The 19,225-nt window shown below is 39.9% G+C and carries 19 protein-coding genes; 5 read left to right on the top strand and 14 right to left on the bottom strand.

The window, feature by feature from the left end; translation table 11 throughout:
- Positions 1-8 precede the first annotated feature (8 nt).
- The 4 genes from QZT73_RS07695 to QZT73_RS07680 form a co-directional block, all read right to left on the bottom strand.
- Positions 9-1,082, bottom strand: a complete 1,074-nt coding sequence (locus QZT73_RS07695) for an exopolysaccharide biosynthesis protein (protein WP_291777384.1) — start codon at positions 1,080-1,082, stop codon at positions 9-11.
- Positions 1,079-3,715, bottom strand: a complete 2,637-nt coding sequence (locus QZT73_RS07690; protein ID WP_291787504.1) for an SLBB domain-containing protein — start codon at positions 3,713-3,715, stop codon at positions 1,079-1,081. Before QZT73_RS07690 ends, QZT73_RS07695 begins: the two co-directional genes overlap by 4 nt.
- A gap of 152 nt (positions 3,716-3,867) precedes the next feature.
- Positions 3,868-4,872, bottom strand: a complete 1,005-nt coding sequence (locus QZT73_RS07685) for a radical SAM/SPASM domain-containing protein (RefSeq protein ID WP_291777377.1) — start codon at positions 4,870-4,872, stop codon at positions 3,868-3,870.
- Positions 4,873-4,956: 84 nt separating this feature from the next.
- Positions 4,957-5,916, bottom strand: a complete 960-nt coding sequence (locus QZT73_RS07680) for a fasciclin domain-containing protein (protein WP_291777373.1) — start codon at positions 5,914-5,916, stop codon at positions 4,957-4,959.
- A gap of 380 nt (positions 5,917-6,296) precedes the next feature.
- On the opposite strand from QZT73_RS07680, the gene gldB reads away from it, so the two are divergent.
- Positions 6,297-7,217: a gliding motility lipoprotein GldB gene (gldB, locus tag QZT73_RS07675; protein ID WP_363331090.1), complete on the top strand. Its 921-nt coding sequence runs from the start codon at positions 6,297-6,299 to the stop codon at positions 7,215-7,217.
- Here gldB and QZT73_RS07670 read toward each other — a convergent pair.
- Genes QZT73_RS07670 through nth form a run of 3 tightly spaced genes read right to left on the bottom strand, consistent with a single transcriptional unit; the run spans position 7,186 to position 10,878 of the window.
- Entirely contained in the window at positions 7,186-8,409 is a 1,224-nt protein-coding gene (locus tag QZT73_RS07670; RefSeq protein WP_291777367.1) for a glycosyltransferase family 4 protein, read from the bottom strand. The two genes, gldB and QZT73_RS07670, sit on opposite strands and share 32 nt — an antisense overlap.
- Positions 8,410-8,411: 2 nt before the next feature.
- Complete coding sequence (asnB, locus tag QZT73_RS07665) at positions 8,412-10,190, bottom strand: asparagine synthase (glutamine-hydrolyzing) (protein WP_291777364.1); 1,779 nt, start codon at positions 10,188-10,190, stop codon at positions 8,412-8,414.
- 1 nt (position 10,191) lies between these two features.
- Complete coding sequence (gene nth, locus QZT73_RS07660) at positions 10,192-10,878, bottom strand: endonuclease III (RefSeq protein WP_291787503.1); 687 nt, start codon at positions 10,876-10,878, stop codon at positions 10,192-10,194.
- Positions 10,879-11,002: 124 nt separating this feature from the next.
- On the opposite strand from nth, the gene QZT73_RS07655 reads away from it, so the two are divergent.
- Positions 11,003-11,863 carry an alpha/beta hydrolase gene (locus tag QZT73_RS07655; RefSeq protein WP_291787502.1) on the top strand — a complete coding sequence of 287 codons (861 nt, stop codon included), beginning with the start codon at positions 11,003-11,005 and terminating at the stop codon, positions 11,861-11,863.
- Between the two features lie 39 nt (positions 11,864-11,902).
- Here QZT73_RS07655 and QZT73_RS07650 read toward each other — a convergent pair whose 3' ends face one another.
- Positions 11,903-12,145 carry a hypothetical protein gene (locus tag QZT73_RS07650; protein WP_291777356.1) on the bottom strand — a complete coding sequence of 81 codons (243 nt, stop codon included), beginning with the start codon at positions 12,143-12,145 and terminating at the stop codon, positions 11,903-11,905.
- Positions 12,120-12,722 carry a sigma-70 family RNA polymerase sigma factor gene (locus QZT73_RS07645; protein WP_291777352.1) on the bottom strand — a complete coding sequence of 201 codons (603 nt, stop codon included), beginning with the start codon at positions 12,720-12,722 and terminating at the stop codon, positions 12,120-12,122. Before QZT73_RS07645 ends, QZT73_RS07650 begins: the two co-directional genes overlap by 26 nt.
- A 390-nt stretch (positions 12,723-13,112) precedes the next feature.
- Here QZT73_RS07645 and QZT73_RS07640 point away from each other — a divergent pair, with 390 nt between their 5' ends.
- The gene (locus tag QZT73_RS07640) at positions 13,113-13,475 is read left to right on the top strand and encodes a DUF3127 domain-containing protein (protein ID WP_291777351.1); all 363 of its coding nucleotides are present in this window, start codon (positions 13,113-13,115) and stop codon (positions 13,473-13,475) included.
- Positions 13,476-13,509: 34 nt separating this feature from the next.
- Here the strand turns inward: QZT73_RS07640 and QZT73_RS07635 are convergent, their stop codons facing one another.
- The 5 genes from QZT73_RS07635 to QZT73_RS07615 all read right to left on the bottom strand — a co-directional run bounded on the left by QZT73_RS07635 (position 13,510) and on the right by QZT73_RS07615 (position 17,510).
- Positions 13,510-13,671, bottom strand: coding sequence for a hypothetical protein (locus QZT73_RS07635; protein ID WP_291777348.1), 162 nt, complete (start codon positions 13,669-13,671; stop codon positions 13,510-13,512).
- A gap of 79 nt (positions 13,672-13,750) precedes the next feature.
- The gene (gene purE / locus QZT73_RS07630) at positions 13,751-14,266 is read right to left on the bottom strand and encodes a 5-(carboxyamino)imidazole ribonucleotide mutase (RefSeq protein WP_291777345.1); all 516 of its coding nucleotides are present in this window, start codon (positions 14,264-14,266) and stop codon (positions 13,751-13,753) included.
- A 5-nt stretch (positions 14,267-14,271) separates the two neighbouring features.
- Positions 14,272-15,411 carry a 5-(carboxyamino)imidazole ribonucleotide synthase gene (locus QZT73_RS07625; RefSeq protein ID WP_291777343.1) on the bottom strand — a complete coding sequence of 380 codons (1,140 nt, stop codon included), beginning with the start codon at positions 15,409-15,411 and terminating at the stop codon, positions 14,272-14,274.
- A 121-nt stretch (positions 15,412-15,532) separates the two neighbouring features.
- Complete coding sequence (locus QZT73_RS07620) at positions 15,533-15,685, bottom strand: lmo0937 family membrane protein (RefSeq protein WP_291777340.1); 153 nt, start codon at positions 15,683-15,685, stop codon at positions 15,533-15,535.
- A gap of 70 nt (positions 15,686-15,755) precedes the next feature.
- Positions 15,756-17,510: a DNA mismatch repair protein gene (locus tag QZT73_RS07615; protein WP_291787501.1), complete on the bottom strand. Its 1,755-nt coding sequence runs from the start codon at positions 17,508-17,510 to the stop codon at positions 15,756-15,758.
- A 183-nt stretch (positions 17,511-17,693) separates the two neighbouring features.
- On the opposite strand from QZT73_RS07615, the gene QZT73_RS07610 reads away from it, so the two are divergent.
- Positions 17,694-18,146 carry a hypothetical protein gene (locus QZT73_RS07610; RefSeq protein WP_363331089.1) on the top strand — a complete coding sequence of 151 codons (453 nt, stop codon included), beginning with the start codon at positions 17,694-17,696 and terminating at the stop codon, positions 18,144-18,146.
- On the top strand, positions 18,147-19,225 hold a 1,079-nt coding region (locus tag QZT73_RS07605), incomplete at its 3' end, for a GTP-binding protein (RefSeq protein WP_291787500.1). It lies immediately after the preceding gene.

The raw sequence follows: 19,225 nt of genomic DNA, 5'->3' as shown, positions 1-19,225 counted from the left end.
GATAAAATTTATGCTTCAACTGTCTTGACATGAAGCCGGTACAATTCTCTAAGGAAAAGATAACAAAGTACAAAGAAGCCCAAGATTATGGCGCCGTAAACCATCCCCTTAACCAAGCGGATTTCTGAGCGTTTTAGCGGAAACCTTGGAGAATCAATTATCTGAATAAGCGGGGAATTGTTTCTGTGATTGACTTTGGCTATTTCGAGATTTTTAACAATCTCGGAATATACTGCTGATGAGGCCTGTACATCCACTTGCTTTTTCCTCGCTTCTACTGTTGCCGCCTGAAGGATAGGGTTTGGGTTGGGCACCCGGTCTGTGCTGCTGGCATAAGCCAAGATGCTTTCATCCAAAATGCTCCTTACGCTGTCTGCCTGAGATTGTAGGATGGAAACGTTTTCTGCAGTTTTTTTCGTTTTGGTTTCAAAGTAGAAAGCATTGACATTCTCCACCAAAGTTTCATTGAATACCTTGGCAAAATGCTCGTCCTTAGAGGTAACATTGACCTGTATGATGGTCAATTTTCTATTGGGCTTTTCTACAGAAAGGTGTTTTTCCCGTATGAGCTTTGCGATTTCTTTGACCACAGAATCCTGTTTTACCGTAAAGGCAGCCCTATCAATGGAAAAATCCATGGAGCTGAGGTTTACCTTGCGTTGCCACTTCTTATCCAGCTTATTGAAAGTAATGTATCGGTCGATTAGTAAATTGCCTTCATCAAAGGAACTCAATAGGGTCTTGCCAAGCATATTGTCGGAACGGTAAAGTTCCATGATATTGTCACCCTGAAAAAGGCCACTTGATGCACCTAACGAACCCAGGTTTACGCCCACAAGGGAGGCGAGTCCTGACATTTGATTTAGTCCTGACATGTCATTTTCTTCCAACACAAAGGTAGTTTCTGCATGGAAAACAGGTTTTTTGAAAACAGAGGCTATGGCACCGAGCGCCAGGCCCAACAGGCCTGCAATCAACAAAATTTTCCATTTCCCGAGGAAAAACACCATCCAATATCGAAAGCGCTGGACGACTTCTTTTAGTGTAATTTTATCGTCTATGATATGTTTTTGGCTTGTCATTGTGGGTTGATTTGTGTAATGACTAATACCAAGGTGGCCAGTCCAGTGACTAAGCCTACAAGCTCACCCGGGCGTATAGGTACCCTGGGTCCTTTGGTAGGGACAATTACTTCAGAACCAGGCCTCATGGAAGGATAAGTTCTCAAGCCCAAAAAGCTCTTTGTCCTTGCTACTTCCCCATTGGCATAAACAATATAGGTCCTTTTTCTATTGGCACGGATATCAAATCCACCTGCACGGTTGATATAATATTTCATGCCCCTTTCTTTTTCAAACCTTACCGTGGCGGGATAGACCACATCACCTCTTAGCCGCACTGTTTGCAACTGTCTTGGAATGGAAATGATGTCTCCTTCTTCAAGGATGAGGTCTAGATCTGAACCCGGATTTTTGAGTATGCCCTCCAAGTCAATGGCCACCGCCTCCGTCTGTCTGATTTTTACGGGTGCAATATCGGCCTTGCTTTCGGTGATGCCGGTAATTACCTCCCGCTTAGTTGCTGCCGCCTCCAGCCCCTCACCCATTTCATCTGGCATATTGTCCAGATCCCTGAAAAGTCTTTCAAGCAAAAGCTCTTGAGATTCACTACTATTTGGATCCATCAATAGTCTTTGTTGCAGGTCTAAGAGGTTGCGTTGTCGGCGTAACTGTTCCGATTCAGTCTCATAAAACTCAGTCCTTCTTATCAACGTTGCACCTTTGGGGTAGGCAAAAGTAGTAAGTCCTCCTGCACGGCTGATCACATCGGAGATTCTCTCTTCGGCGTTTTTGATAGGAAATATGCCTGGAGAATTGATCTGACCTTCAACCTTCACCAACTTGTCCAGTGTAAAGTTGGATTTCCTCCTTACCACCACCATATCAAAAGGTGCCAATATTGCGGACTGATTATTTGGAATAAGGCTGGTGTTTAAGTTTACAGGAATAATATCAGCGAAGTTTCCCTGAGCAGTCTCTAAAGACCTTCTGGCTATTTCTACATCCTGAGCATTGGCTGCTTCCCGAAATCCTCCGGCAAGAATAATGAGTTCTTCCACAGCCATATTCTTGGAGTAAGGATAAGTGCCCGGATTCTTTACTTCTCCATTGATCTGTACATACAACTCCTCTTGCAGATCATAGATACTGGAAATACGGACTACATCTTCTCTCTGTAAAATAACATCAGGGGCAGTTCCATCTAGAACAGCCTTTAGATTCACTGTCAAAACCTCAGTACTCAGGTCATCAAAAGTTCTTAAAATACTGGCCCGTTCTATATAGGCATCACCTCTCAAACCCTCTGCATTTTTAATCAATTGTCTCAGGCTCATCCCCTCAGTAAGTGCATAATCACCCTCTCTGAAAACGGCACCTTTGACCTGTACCCGATTAGTGAACCTGTTCAGTACCCTGCCCACCTGATAGGCGTCCCCACCTTTGACCAAAAAAAGTCCAAACTGACTGTTGAAAATATCTGAAACAGCTTTTTCTTTTCCGGTAATTCTTGTTACACTGATTCTGTCCCTGAATGCTTCATCTGTGAATCCCCCTGAATACTGCAAAAGGTCTTCAAAAGTATCCCCCTCTTTGACTTCAAAAATTTTCGGTCTTTTTACCTCACCTGTTACTTTTGCCCTGGCTATAAAGGGCTCCACCAAAACGACATCCTGATCTTGTAATTTGAGGTCAAGGTTGGCCTTACCCATGACTAAAAAATCATAAATATCTACTGTGGCCACTTGCTTCCCGTTTCTGATGACTTTGATGTTTCTCATAGAACCGTTTTCACTTGGCCCCCCTGCAGCATAAAGCGCATTGAAAACCGTGCTGAAAGCACTCAGTGTGAATGTACCTGGTAGTCTTAACTCTCCAACCAAGTGTACTTGAATGGTCCTCACATTTCCCAAGGTTAATTGAACAAAGGTGCTGGGATTACTGCCCCTGATTCCTGGATAGTAAGTAGAAAGTCTGTTCCTGATAATACTGCCAGCCTCCTCTATGGTTTTGCCCGAAACACTGATGGGGCCAATATTGTCCAAAATCAAAAAACCATCTGCATTGATATTGGCTTCATAATACTGCTCCGATTCTCCATAGATATCTACATATACCATATCTCCCGGTCCAAGAACATAGTTCTTAGGAGTAGCCATATTGAGATTAGGTTCGAAAGTAAGTCTTCGGTTTTTGTTGTAAAATAAATCTGACCCAAAAATATTGGATGAAGAAGTATCCAATCCATCTAAGTCTTCTTGCATTTTAAAAATGCCTTGGGTTATTGTATTGAAATCGACCTGCTTCCGTGGTTCTCTTTTAGAGGCGGTTGTCCTGGTCCTGCTGCTCATACCTCCCATTTCCAACTGCTCTATTCTTAGCTGTAGTTTTTCTGTCTCCCGGGCGGGTAAACCCCTCAAACGTGCCATTTGGATCAGTTCAATTTCATTGATTCCTGATTCACCAGCTCTCCTTATCAATTCTCTAATTTGATCATCTGTGAGTTCATCCACATTGATACTAGCAATATCAGGCAGACCTTGCGCATTGGAATGGTAAGGGACCTGGGTAGCCAAAAGGAAACCCAGCAGCAAGAATGCCAAATATTTCAAAAGGGAATATGTGGTGATATGGGCTTTGGAAGGTTGGTTTTTCATATAATTTTCACCGCCTTTTCTTCAACGATTCAAACGCCAACAAAAAGGTTTTATGGCATTTTCTCCAATATAAATAGAATAAAATCAGCGTAAAGATAATTATTCCCAGCTGTAAAGAAATAATCCTCAAGTTAAATTACATCCAAAGGGCTTTACTCTGTACAGTTTTTACAGATATCAATCTCTGTTCGGTCCTCTAAAAGTTGGGTTCTAAAAGATTGGTAAACCTCATCCTTCCAAATTTTTTTGAATGATTGCTCACCAATTTTACCCATAACATGGGCGCCGTCTTTATCAAAACAGCAAGGGACAACCCGGCCATCCCAGGTAATCACTGCCCCTTGCCACATCCTCCAGCATTTGTTTTCAATCGCTTTTTTTAATTTCCACTTGCCATTTTCTGTCGGGATATACCTGGAATAGTTAAGATCTTTGGGGATAAGCTCAGACCCATTTTCAAAATCATAAATCTGAGTGGTTTTCAATTGGAGTTCATCTACTCCCATAGTGCTGGCCCATTCTTGCAATTCCGGGATTTGGTGTTCATTTTTCCCTGTTACCAAAAACTGCAGGATGACCCTTGGATAGTTCTGATTGTTATCTTTTCTTTTTTTTAATAAAAGAGACAGCCCTTCTTTTACCTTAGAAAGTTTCCCGCCAACGCGGTAATCCTCATAGATTTCTTGGGTTATTCCATCCATGGAGACAATCAGTTGTTTCAATCCTGAAGCCAAGGTTTTGTCTACATTCTTTTCATTTAGATAATGGGCATTTGTGGAGGTTGATGTGAATATCCCTGCATTATTGGCTATGGCTATAAGCTCCGTAAACTTGGGATGAAGAAAAGGCTCTCCTTGAAAATATAGGTGTAAGTAGGTCAAATAAGCCTTTGTTTCTGCTATCACCTTTGAAAAAAGTACTTCCGACAGCATCCCGGTGGGACGGCTGAAACTTCTCAGCCCACTTGGGCACTCAGGGCATCTTAAATTACAGCTTGTGGTTGGTTCTATGGATAAAGTACTGGGGTACCCCCAAATAACCGGTTTTTTTATTGCCCTGCTGATCTGAAAAGACAGGTACAATAGAACAAAATTATAGGCTTTCTTTAGGTTGAGGTGCTCTAAATAGGCCAATGCTGTTATCCACTTATTTTTCACATGTTGAAGTAATCAAATTCAGGTTAAAATAAAAAGAGGCTTGGCAAATTTACCAAACCTCTTAAAATTGAATTTCATGTTTCTTTATTCAGGCAACAAAACAGAATCAATAACGTGGATTACGCCATTGGTGGCATGAATGTTTAACATATCCGCAACCAATCCGGATTCATTGATCTGCAATGCAGACAAATTAACTGTTAACGTAGCATCATCTAATAAAGTAGGCAATTCAGCCCCTTCTCTTAAATCCTGAGAAAACGCCCTTGCAGGAACTACATGATAAAGAAGTACATTTGTCAATGTCTCTAAGGGAATTTCATCAACTCCTCCTACACCAAGAACAGTGTATAGTTCCTCAAAAGCTGCATCAGTTGGTGCAAAAACAGTGAAATTGTCTTCAAAACCACCTGTGAATACTCCGGCAAGATCAGCTCTCACCAAAGCGGCTACCAATTGTGTAAATTCTGGTGCCTCAGCCGTTGAAGATGCGATGGCTATTTCAGCAATATTCAATGTAGGCGGTGTAATTACGTTATCCAAAACGTGAATAATACCATTGGATGCGTTGATGTCTGTGTCAACAATCCGCGTATTTCCGTTGATCCAAAGGTTGCCATTTGGAGCCTCACTGATGAAAAACGGTAAATCTGCAACAGTATTTACGCTACCAGGACTTACAGCAGAAGAAGGTACTGAAGCGCCGATTACGTGATATGTAAGTGTAGTTCCCAGATCTGGACTAGCTAATAATTGATCGGCTGTTAAGTTGTTTTCAGTTAAAAACGTCCCAAACGCATCATTTGTGGGAGCGAAAACTGTAAATGGCCCAGGACTTGAGAGGGTCTCAATCAATCCAGCTGTTTGTACAGCAGCAACTAATGTAGAGAATTGGGGAGTCGCATCCGCAATTTCTACGATGTTCGGTGTGGGAATATCAGGTACAGTATCCTCATCGTCAGAGCATGATGAAAATGTAAAAGCCAAGAAAATCCCCATTAGAGGAAAAGTGAAAATGGAATTAAATATTCGATACTTTTTCATAATAATTGTTGGTTTAGTAATAAGAATTACAACTTTTAAACTTGTTTAAGCGATTAAGGTTTCAAAAAAAACGGATTATCTTTTGCTGGTTTTGGATATCTGTCTTCATATTAGAAATAAACTGCTCCAAAAAGTCAATGTATTTAATTGTATAGACACCTACTTAAAGTACCAATAGCCTCATCAGGACCTGTTTTCAACGGTTCTTTCTCAGAAAAATCTAAAATCATTTGGGGCCCTTGATAAAGAATTGTTTTAATTTGCGTTTACCTTAAATACGAGCTATTCCGACAATGCAAAGATTTATAACATCACTGTCACTTGTTATTTTATTTCTTTTTGGTTTTTTGGCATGTAAGAACAAAATCCAAGATTGTATTTTGGACGAAGAAATATTAGAGATTGAGATCGACTTTCAACTTGAACGTCTTGAACAACTATTTTTTCAGGCGGAATCAAAAGAAGAATTCTCGGAATTACTTTTGGATTACCCTGAGTTTGGGGAAAATTTCCTTCAGGCTGGGTTATATTCATCCGAAGAAGAGTTGCTCGAAGAATTACTTATGATCAATCGGGACAGTGCTATGAGAGAACTTTATGAGGAGGTTCGCATAAACTTTGCTGAGATAGGTGATTTGGAGGAAGAATTAAAGACAGCTTTCAAGCATATCAAATATCACTTTCCTGAATTTAGAGTCCCTAAGGTTTATACATTTGTTACTGGCTTTGGGTCTGATATTTACCTGGATAAAGAAATTCTTGTGATCGGCCTTGATTATTATCTTCCTTTTGAGCATCGTTTTCAGCCTCCTGACCTTCCTCAATATATGACCATTCGGTATCAGCGGGAGTATTTGGTACCTATGATTGTCAAAGCGATCAGTACACAGTTTAATCGTACAGATATGTCCCAAAACACTTTACTGGCAGATATGATCTTTTACGGGAAGTCTTACCATTTTACCAAAAGTATTCTGCCCTGCACCCCTGACGAGTATATTATCGGTTATTCCGAGGAAGAAGTAGCGTCCTGTTTTGCCAATGAAGTAATGATATGGTCTCATTTTGTGGAAAATGACCTCTTATATAATACCAATCCCTTTGAAATTAGAAAATATATCGGTGAGGCACCTTTTACTGATGCGATTAGTCCTGATGCCCCTGGACGAATAGGGAGGTGGTTAGGGTGGAATATTGTAGATGACTACCGCTACAACAATAAATTTTCTCTTCAAGAATTGATGATAGAATCTGATACAGAAAAGATTTTCAGGCAGTCAGGATATAAGCCCCGCCCTTAGTATCTCCGCCAAATTTTTTGGAATCCAAAATTACCAAAAGATGGTTGATGGCCTTTTCCTTAGTAAAAAATCTATCATAGAGTTCTCTCGAACTTTGTTGCTTGCGGTTTAAAACCTGCTTGTCCTGAGACAACAATTCTAAATAGTAGAGCACCTCTAAAGGTTTTTTTGGATTATAATGGTATCCAATCCCATACCTTTCGACCAGATCATAAATCCATCCCTTATGGTTGATCAAAATGACTTTTCCGGAAGCAATGGCATCAAAAAATTTATTTGGGCTGTTGGTTTCCAACACAGGCAAATGCTGGAAGCTGATAAAGGCGACATCTGAAATGTTCATTACTTCCGCTACAGCTTTTTTTGGTCCGAAAGGAATATAACTGAAATTTTTAAGTTTTAATTTTTTTGCTTTGTCCAGTAGATCCGGAAGCTTGGAGCCTTTACCCATCACCACGAATTGAAAAGGAAATTTATTTTTTTGTGCCAAATAAGCGAGATCCAACAATTCACCCACCGCGTTGACTTGCCCTATGGCCCCAGAATAGGTAATTGTTAGTTTGTCCTGCAAGTTGTATTTATTGAGTAGCGGGAGGGATTTCTCCGCTTTTGTAAAAACATCGCCATCTGCAAAATTGGGAACTATGTGGAGTTCACATCCAGGGCATTTTGTGCGGATACTTTCTGCTATTCCAGGAGATAAGGCTATCACTTTCAACGCCCTTCTGTAGATTTTTTTCTCGAATGCATATAAAAGTTTCTTCAAAATGGGATTACGGATAGCACCCACCTGAATGGGTGCATCTGGCCAGAGATCCCTCACTTCAAAAATGTAGGGCAAGGCAAATTTTTTCTTGGCCCACAGCCCTATCCAACCTGTACTCAATGGGGTGGAGGTGATGTACAGGAGGTCGGGCCTTGGAAGTTTAATTATCCATTTTTTGGCTTCAATTACAAATCTATAAAATGCCCAAATGCGTTTGAAAAAACCAAAACGCTGGTCATATTTCACAGGAAGGTAGTGTACTTTGATGTCATCTATTATTTTTAAATCATAATAGGTAGTATTGTGGGCTGTCACTACTTCTACTTCTACTCCGTTTTCTACCAAGCCTTTGGCCAAATAGTAAGAACGGGTAGCTCCCCCTTCCTCGGGAGTCAAAAAATATTGGTGAATGTAAATGATTCTCATATTTAATGCTGCTTCAACCAGGATGCCAATAAAAAAAGATTCCAAACCTGTAGGAATTGCCTTCCTTTAGCTTTTCCTGGATTCAAAGCTAAGTTACGCATTTCGGTTGGGAAATGAGAACCCCATTCTTTCTCCATGTTTTGAATGGTGCCAAAAATCCAGCTGCTGAAATCTTTTTCTTGCATCCATTCGGCCAGAGGAAGACCAAATCCCAGTTTCTTCCTTTTTGATATGGCTCCTAATCCCCTTTTTTGTAGGGCTGATTTTATCCATTTTTTTCCCAATTGATCACGGTGTTCTGTTTCGCTCATCTCTTGGCTTAAAGCAATCAGTTCGCTGTCCAAATAAGGTGCCCGTCCCTCTACACCGTGTGCCATGCAGGTATTGTCGTGGATTTTGAGAATATCATTGACCAAATACCAAGTTCTATCCCATTCAAGGGCATTTTTCAGGTCGCCCTCACTTTTTGGATAGTAATTGCCCAGTTCCAAAAGCAATTTACCGGGGATTTTTTCCAAAGCAGCCATTTGAATAAATGTATCATGAGGATTTTTTTCAATGCTGTTCAGAAACTTTGATGCATTCGATGGGAGGATGTTACCCAGCCCCATTTGTTTGAGCTTTTCCCAGAATCTGGGTTTTTCGAGGTATTTCGAAAAGGCAATATGCCGGTTATATCCTCCAAAAAGCTCATCTGCTCCTGCACCTGAAATCAATACTTTGATGTCTGCTGATGCCTCTTTTGCCAATATCCAGGTCAAAAAGCCTGCGCTGTCACCAACAGGTTGGTCCATACTTTTGATATAAGCGTCCCAATTAGCTTTAACTTTCTCCAATGTTATTTCTACAGGGCGGTTAAGCATGGGGTAGCGTTTTGCTAACTGCCTGACAAAACCTGGGTCAGCATATTTGTACTGTATTTCCTTAGGATAAGTAATGGTATAGGCAGGAAGTGGTTCTCCTGTTTCTTCATACCATAAGGAATAGATTAGGCTTGAATCAGCACCACCTGATAGCATCAAGCCTACTGGCCTCTCTACATGGAAATTTTTAAGTACTGCATCCTTGAGCAGTTCCTGAAAAATCCCAGCATTAGCCTTTCTTTTCAAATTGGCTTTAGGTAGCCATGTGAAACTTTTTTTTTCTCCACTATTCAGGTTGAAAGACCAACATGTCCCTATAGGGAACTGCAGGATGTCCTTATAAAAGCTTTGTTGAGGATGGGTATGCCTCAAATAATAATAATATGAGAATTGTTCTGAATTGATTTTTACTGACTCTGACAATACTTTTTGGATGGCTTTCGCTTCGGAAGAAAAATACCAATTGCCATTTTTATGGGAAAAATAAAGCGGTTTTTCTCCTGATGGATCTCTTGCGGTAATCATTTGGTTTGACTTCAAGTTGGTAAAAGCAAGAGCAAACATACCTTTCAGGGCGTAGATGCCTTCAGTTCCAAAATGTTTCAGCCAATACAATAACACCTCCGAGTCTGAGTTACTAAAAAACTTATAACCCAGAACAAGGAGTTCATTTCTTAAATCCTGGTAATTGTAAAGGGCTCCGTTCCAAACCAAAACGGCATCTCTCTCTTTGGTCCAAAGGGGTTGATTGGAAGCTGGCCCAAGGTCAAGAATTTTCAAGCGGTTGCCGGCAAAGTATAGCCCTTCTTTGACTTTACAGGAGGACGAATGATCCGGACCCCGATGCATGGTAGCCTTCATCATCAGATCGATCTGTTTTTCCTGATTGGAGCCTATGATTACATTAATGCCGCACATGTCAAGGTTTGGTAAGCGGTGTAGTATTTGCTTCTTCGATGATCTTTGCTTTATTCTTTTCGAAATGCCTGCAAAAATGGGTAATGGAACATTCCATGCACTTTGGTTTTCGGGCGAGGCAAACATACCTTCCATGAAGAATGAGCCAGTGATGCGCAATATGTATGTGTTTTTTGGGGAGATGTTTTACCAGTTGCTTTTCTACTTCCAATGGGGTTTTGGAGTTTTGAGGAACTAGTCCCAACCTTTTGGATACCCTAAAGACATGCGTATCTACAGCCATATTGGGCTGGTTCCAAACCACTGAGGTGATTACATTGGCGGTTTTCCTGCCAACTCCAGGAAGTTTGATCAGTTCTTCTACTGTAGATGGGACCTCACTGTTGAAATCTTCAACGAGTTTCTTCCCCAAACCAAGGAGGTGCCTGGTTTTGTTGTTGGGGTAGGAAATGGATTTAATGTATGGAAACAATTCATCAAAATTAGATGCTGCCAAATGCTCAGGTGTAGGGAAATCCCTGAAAATAGCGGGTGTTTGCATATTGACCCTTTTGTCTGTGCATTGAGCGGAAAGTACTACTGCAACCAGTAATTGGAAGGGGTTCCCGTATGACAGTTCGGTCTCTGCTACAGGCATTTTGGTAGAAAAATGATCGATAAAAGCAGCGTAGCGTTCTTTTTTGAGCATGATTATTGAAGCCTTGTTTCTTACAATTTTAAAGATTTAAATGTTTACCTTGATCATTTATAACAAGTATTTAATGGGAACGTTTGCCCAATATTGTATGAAGCCATTAAAATCAATGTATTTTATGAAAAGAATTCTTCTATGGAAAGTACTGATTTTTGTGGGCTTTATTTTTATTTTTTCTTGTCATGACGATCCAGGTCCGGATCTTTTTCTTGACCCAAATGTTCCTTTGGAACTTTTGGACTTGCCTTATGGGAGCCATCAGCGACAGAAAATGGATGTTTATCTCCCCGCAAACCGGACAGCAGAAAACACCAAGGTACTTATCTGGATCCATGGAGGGGCCTGGGTTGATGGAGATAAAGGGGAGTTTAGGGACTTCAAACCTTGGTTTGAGGCGGTTCAAAATGATTATGCTTACATTTCTCTGAATTATAGGCTATTTGATATTGCCAGTGGATTGAACCGTTTCCCGAATCAGGAAGAAGATATCCAAAAAGCTTTGCAAACTATAAAATCAAAGCTAAAAGAATGGAATGTCTCTGAACAGGTGGTACTTGCAGGGGGCAGTGCCGGAGGTCATTTGAGTTTGTTGCACAGCTACAAAAACAATGATGGCCTGGTGAAGTTAGTCGCTGCACTTTTCCCACCCACCGATATGTTGACTTTGGCTGATGGCAATTTCCTTATAGATTTTTTATTGGCCAGAATGGTAGGAGATCCAAAGTCGGACCGTGAGCGGTATTTGGCATCATCTCCAATAAATTTCATAGGTCCTGACGCAGTTCCCACTGCTTTTTTTCATGGGGATAAAGATGATGTGGTACCCATTGCACAGAGTTTTTTGTTGCAAGAAAAATTAATAGAAAATAATATTCCTTTTCTTTTTGAGGTTTATCCTGGACAGGGTCATGGGTTTACTCAGGAGATCAATAAAGCACTGATTCAAAAGATAGAGGATTTTATTAACGGGCATTTATAAAAAAAACCTGAAAGATTTACTTTCAGGCTCACCGTTATTCTAAAACGATTTGATTTTTTCGAGTCCTGTAGAATTGGCTTTTTTGATTATGCCCTTTACTACTTTTTCGGAAGGTTGTAGAATGAGTTGATCCAATTGATCGATTGTGCTCAGCAATTCGAGGTATTCTTGCATCAAAGTACCATCTTCGCGCAAGGCCTGCACTAGTTTTTCATTCTCACCCTCACTCATTTCCTGATAGATGTATCTTACCAGGTCATTTGGGGTAAATGGTTTTGTCATAGGCAAAATTTAGTTGTTTCATCTTTTTTCTCATATTGATAAGTGCATATCGCATCCTACCCAATGCAGTGTTGATACTGACCCCAGTCTGTTCCGCAATTTCCTGAAAACTCAGGTCCATATAATGCCGCATAATCAGCACTTGTTTTTGCGTTTCAGGCAATTCATCAATCAGTTTTCTAACCAGTTCAAGGGTATCTTCCTTGATTTTCTGATCTTCAACGGTATTTTCGGAAAACCTAAGGGTATTGAAAAGATTGGCGCCATCCTCCATTACTATGGTGGGATAACGTTTGGATTTTCTAAAATGATCAATGGCGAGATTATGCGCAATCCGCATCAACCATGGCTGAAATTTCCCCTCTTCGTTATATCCATCGGCACTTAGCTTATGAATTACTTTGATGAAAACATCCTGAAGCAAATCTTCCGCTACGCCTTGATCTTTTACGATCAGATAGATTGTAGTATAAACCCTTGATTTATACCTGTCTACCAAAGTTTCAAATGCAGCTTCATTGCCGCTTCTGTACTGTGAAATCAGTTCAGCGTCTCTAGGACCTAACTTTTTACTCATACTAATAGACTGTTAAATAACGTAGAGGTTTATGCCATAGTATAGAAATAGGGGTGAAACAATAAAATTACTTATGATCAAATGTATTCAATCCAAAACATACATGCAAAAAACAATTTGATTTTTTTATAAAAATTGTGGAGATAGTTAATTTTATTGAAAACTAATTGCACAAAAGCTTTTTTTTATAAAATAAAATTTGGTTATAAAGGGTGTTTTCAAGTAGATATAAAACAAAAAATAAGGTAAGAAATCAACGAAATTATCTGCATTTATTGTGCCAAGTGTCTTACAATCAAAGAAAAATTCATGCCATTATTATTAGAAGCTTAATGATAAGGCATTTTCTTGGCAATTTATTACCTTCGTTTTTGAAGATAAAAATGTGTTATGGAAATCAGCGGAAAAATAGTTCAGGTGATGCCTGAAATCAATGGAACAGGTAGGAATGGTCAATGGAGAAAGCAGGAATATATATTGGAAACTGAAGGAAATTATCCTAAGAAAGTATGTTTAGTGGTTTGGGGTGATGGTATAGATCAGTTTGCCGTAAAACAGGGCGATCAGGTAAATGCTTTCATCGATATAGAGAGCAGGGAGTATAATGGCCGTTGGTATACAGATGTAAAAGCCTGGAAAATAGAAAAGTCAGGATCTGCCGGATCGGGAACAGCACAGGTCAGTTCAACTGATAATATGCCAGATGTTAGCAGTTTTTCAGATGAAAACGCAGAGGACATCCTACCATTTTAAAGGCTTCCCTGATCTTTTTGAGGTCAGGGTTTTTTTATGGTGTTGCTCCAAACTGTCTTTCCCCAAACATAAAGCCCAGATAGGCTCCTACGATCATTAAAATCAGAGCTATTCCTATCAAAAGTAATAAAATTCCCAGGGGCATTTCCCAATTTTCTGAGCCCAATTTGAATCGTACATTTTTTTTTAGATCCATTTCTTATGGTTTTGGAAAAGGAAAAGCGGATCTTTTGGGACCCGCTCTTCAATCAATCTAGTAAACCTTCTATCAATGTCTAATTGCCTAACGATGAGCGCCAGCCTTTTGTTTCAATTGCAGCAGCAGATTTCTCCACTTTTTCCTTTAGCGCCTCCTTATATTGATCCATTTTAATGCCCACTTCAGCGTCAAAAGAACCGATTATGGAAGCAGCAAGTATTCCTGCATTTTTTGCTCCATTGAGGGCCACAGTGGCTACTGGAATTCCTCCAGGCATTTGCAAAATGGACAAAATACTATCCCATCCATCTATTGAATTGGATGATTTGATTGGCACTCCAATTACAGGTAATGAGGTCATGGATGCCACCATACCAGGTAAATGTGCCGCTCCACCTGCACCTGCAATGATTACTTTAATTCCTCTTTCCCTGGCAGTTTGAGCATAATCAATCATTCTTTGGGGTGTGCGGTGTGCAGAGACTACCGTAAGTTCAAACGCTACCCCCATTTCCTCCAATATGATAGCGGCTTCTGACATAATGGGTAAGTCCGATTGGCTGCCCATAATTATTCCAACTTGTATGCTCATGCGCTTCAGGCTTTAATTTTGATCATGTTTTTTATTTCTTGTGCCCTTTCTTTCAGGTTTTCCAAGTCCTCATCCAAAATGGTAACATGTCCCATTTTTCTGAAAGGCTTTGTTATTTTCTTTCCATAAAGATGGATATAAACCCCTTTTTGCTTCAAGGCTTCATCCATTCCTTCCACATAGACTTCTCCTTGATACCCATCTTCTCCCAATAAATTGACCATAGCAGCAGGGCTCCTTAATGTGGTATTGCCCAAAGGCATATTCAAAACCGCCCTTAAATGTTGCTCAAATTGAGAGGTAATGTTGGCCTCAATGCTATGATGACCTGAATTGTGGGGTCTTGGAGCGATTTCATTGACAAGAATCTCTCCGGCTTTGGTTACAAATAATTCCACTGCCAAAATACCAACTAGATCCAGCTTTTGGATTACGCTTTTGGCGATCTCCTGTGCTTTGTTTTCCACTTCGACCGGTATTTCAGCAGGCGCAAATAGAAACTCTACCAGATTGGCAGTGGGATGAAAAGCGCATTCTACAGACGGATAGCTGATGATGTCACCCCTTTTGTTTTTGGCGACTATGACTGCAATTTCTTTATCAAAATCTATCAGCTTCTCCAAAAGACCAGGCTTATCAAATGCATTCTCCAAGTCTTCTTCCTTCCGAAGGATTTGTACTCCCCTTCCGTCATATCCTTCCCTACCAAGTTTGTTGACTGCCGGAAGAAATGCAGTCTGATTGATTACCGCTTGTTTATTCTCTGTAAGCACAAAAGGTGCGGTGGGAATACTATTTTCTTTGTAGAAGGTTTTTTGAAGTCTTTTATCCTGTATCAAACGGATCAAATGTGGCTGTGGAAAAACCTCCTTACCTTCTTCCTGCAGCTTTTCCAGCGCCTCAGTGTTTACGTTTTCTATTTCAATGGTGATGATGTCGCAGTCTTTGCCAAATGCATATACCGTTTCAAAGTCAGCAAGACTACCTTGGGTAAATTTTTGACAAATGGATTTGCAAGGTGCATTGCTATCCGGATCCAAGATATGAATATCGATATTGTAACTTATAGCAGACTGTATTAGCATGCGTCCAAGTTGGCCACCTCCTAAAATACCTAGGATTTTTTGTTGGTAATTGTTTTGCACGGCAATGCACTTTGTTTGTCCAAAAGTAAGATAAAAATACAGCTTGAAGAAACTTTGAGAAAAAATAGAAAAAACCCTTTTGCAAGGGCTTCAAACTAATTATAATCAAACGGTTTTTAAGCTAGACTGCCCGTCCTCCGATCAATCTCAATAAGACAGAAATGATGGCAAGCACCAGCAATATATGGATCAATCCGCCCACGCTGTAAACGAAGAATCCAAAAATCCAACCTATGATTAAAATTAAGGCTATCAAATATAATAAAGAACTCATGGCTTTTGGGTTGGGTTAAAGTATTGATTTTCATCAAATTTTAATGCAAGGACTGTGCCAAAGACAATAGTTATTCAAACCTTACACCCATCAACTGCATGAGTTTGTACGCATTGAAACTTGGGCAAGGACCTTGCTTAAGCTTGTAGTCAAACAAAATTTCACTGTCAGCAATTTCACTGTGAAAACTGTAATTGACCAGGTATGGAAGACTTTTTTCCAGGTCACTGAGTTCGATGTCATGGGTGGAAATGATGCCTTTGGTCTGCTTTGATGCCAATTGACTAATCAGTGCCTCACTTCCAAGGATCCGGTCCTTGGTATTGGTCCCTTTGAGGATTTCATCCATGAGGAAAAAGATCCGCTCTCCTTTTTCAGCTGCTTCAATTATCTGTTTGATTCTAAAAAGTTCCGCATAAAATGAACTGACACTTTCCCCGAGATTGTCTGTGTTGCGCATGGAAGTATACAATTGAAAATTGCCGATTGATAAAGATTCTGCAAAGGGTCTTAAACCAAGATTTACCAATACCAAATTGATGCCCAAAGTCCGCATAAATGTGGTTTTCCCAGACATATTCGCTCCTGTCAAGAGAACAGTTTTTTCTAGTTCTTTCATGTTAAAATCATTGCCTATGGCCTGATCAATTTTCAGCAAGGGGTGTTTTATATTTTTGCATTCAAATTGAGGATTGGTAGTCCAGTTGATTTTACCCTGAAGCCCCGAACTGTTTGAAAATGCTGCAAGTGAGATGTAAACCTGCCATTGATCAAAGATTTTTTCAATTTCCGAGAGGTCTGTTCCAAAATCTCTTTTCCAGCGCCTTAATCGCCAAAGCAGGAAAAAGTCCAGCCAAAAAAATAGGTTCAAAATGATATATACCAAGTTAAGTCGGTTTTGAACCAAGAAAGATATTTGTTCCAAAGAATGCAGTCCCTTGGAGAATTGGGCATCCGCAAAATGGGTATTTAATTTAGTAAGCAGGGGGTCTTTGAATGCAGTTTTCTCCAAAAATTGCGCCCAAATGCGGAAAGTTTTAATGTCGCCATCACCGGGCCAAATTTTAGAAGCAGTATTTAAGGCCTTATATATCAAAGAAAGGATAGCCATTCCAATAAGTATCCAAAGTCCCATCCATGCACTCGGCAACCAGCCTAGTAAAGCTGCCAATAGAAGGCTGACACCGCCAATTGGACCAATCCAAATAAATAAAAAATAAGTAATATGCCATTTTTCAGGTTCTTTGAGCCAATTGTAAAATCTGGACTTGTCTTTTTCTTCCTTTAAGAAGGCCCTCCCAATGGCCTGAAAATGCTGGATCAGCAAGGTTTTTTCCCGAAGTTCCTCGATGGCAGAATAATTCTTGCAGGCCTTTTCAGGGTCAATCTGTGCTTTCATGCTACCTGCCAATAATTTCCTTCCAGAAGCGGATACTGTATGATTCAAAAGTTGGAATAATGAATGAGAGCCAAAAAGATCCAAATCATTACAAAATGGATGATTTTTCTCCATAAATTCTATTCCTGGATCAAAGTTTTTAAGTGCTCTTTTTTTTCTCTCCGCTTCTTCGGTTTCCATAGCCTGTAGCTCATGGATAAATGCTTTCAGGTCTTTGTAATAATTAAAACGGTTGATCAAAGCCACAAAAATCAGTACCAATACCGGGAGAGGCAAAAGAAATAGCTTATTGTCACTTAGCCCAATGATCAAGAAGGCAAGCATCAAAAAAAACAATAGCAGTCGGGAAATTGCTACAAAGGCTGATTTTTTTCCTACTTGTTTTAAAGTTTCCGGAAGCGGATACAAGGTTTCAGGGAGTTTCATGTTTTAAATATATACAAGAAGAGAAAGTAAGCAGAATTTATTTTTGCAATAATGTTGCATATATATTGAAATTATAATTACATTTGAACTATCTCATTCATATAGTGTTCTCTTCAATTGAATGATGATGGTTGACAATAGACTCCGGAATTCATTCCGGAGTCTTGTCGCTTATTTAAAATAATGATGAGAAAAATAACAATTGGTTGCCTCACAATACTGATTCTAGCGAGTTCTTTTGTTGCCAGAGAAGATAATATGTGGGCTTTATTTGCCAAAACCAGGTTTGTTGAAAAGCTGAACAGGGAGTTTGGCATGTATTTTTTATATCCCAAATTTCCAGAAGAGTTGAAGGCATTTGAAGGCAAATTAGTTACGCTATCCGGTTTTTATATTCCACTGGATATGAACAATTCTGAAATTGCGGTGGTGTCAAAATTCCCCAATGCAGAGTGTTTTTTTTGTGGAGGAGCTGGCCCTGAAAGTATCGTTGTAGGTTATTTGAAGAAGAAGCCCGGCCGAAGGGTAAAGATGGATGAAATTGTAAAAATCCGTGGAAGGTTGAAATTGAACGAAGATGATATTGACGAACTCAATTTCATCTTATATGATGCGGAGTTAATTCTTGATAAATAAATGAAAAAAAAGCTACCGGTAACAGTACTCAGTGGGTTTTTGGGTGCTGGCAAAACCACACTTCTAAATCATGTGCTTCATAATAAGGAGGGATTGAAGGTTGCTGTGATTGTCAATGATATGAGTGAAGTCAACGTGGACGCACAGTTGGTACGACAGGAAAATACCCTTTCCCGAACAGAGGAAAAATTGGTAGAAATGAGCAATGGCTGTATTTGCTGTACCTTGAGAGAGGATTTAATGCTTGAAGTTGAGAGACTTGCCAAGGAAGACCGCTTTGATTATTTGTTAATAGAGAGTACAGGTATTTCTGAACCACTTCCAGTAGCTCAGACCTTCAGTTTTGTAGATGAGGAAAAGGGCATCGATCTTTCAAGATTCAGTCGTCTAGATACTTTGGTTACCGTAGTGGATGCTTTTAATTTTTACAAGGATTTTGGATCGGCAGATACGGTACATTCAAAAAACTTAAATGATGATCCCGAAGATCAGCGATCTATTGTCAATTTGCTTACCGATCAGATTGAGTTTGCCAATGTGATTTTGATCAATAAGGCGGATTTGGTCCCCCAGGAAACCCTTAAGGAGCTATCAGCAATCATTCAAAAGCTGAATCCTGAAGCCAAAGTCATGGTTACTTCCCAAAGCAAAATCAATTCCCGTGAGATTTTAAATACAGGCCTTTTTGATTTTGAGAAGGCTTCTAATTCAGCAGGTTGGCAAGCAGAATTGGAAAAAGAGCAGCATACACCTGAAACCGAGGAGTATGGTATTTCTTCTTTTGTATTCAGAAATAAAAAACCCTTTCATCCACAGCGATTTTGGGCTTATATCAGCGAAAACTGGCCTGCTGGTATCATCCGTAGCAAGGGATTATTTTACATAGCTTCAAGAAAGGACCAGGCGATGTCTTGGTCTCAGGCCGGAGGATCCTTAAAAGCCGAACCAATAGGTGTCTGGTGGGCAAGTATGTCTTTTAAAGAAAGAATGTATTATCCTTCTTATGTGGAAAACCAGGAGTATATAGAATCAAAATGGGACAAGCACTTTGGAGATAGACTTAATGAATTGGTAATTAT

This window comes from Cecembia sp. (assembly GCF_007126775.1).
Classification (GTDB): Bacteria; Bacteroidota; Bacteroidia; order Cytophagales; family Cyclobacteriaceae; genus Cecembia.
This window is presented reverse-complemented; position numbering and strand designations above follow the sequence as displayed.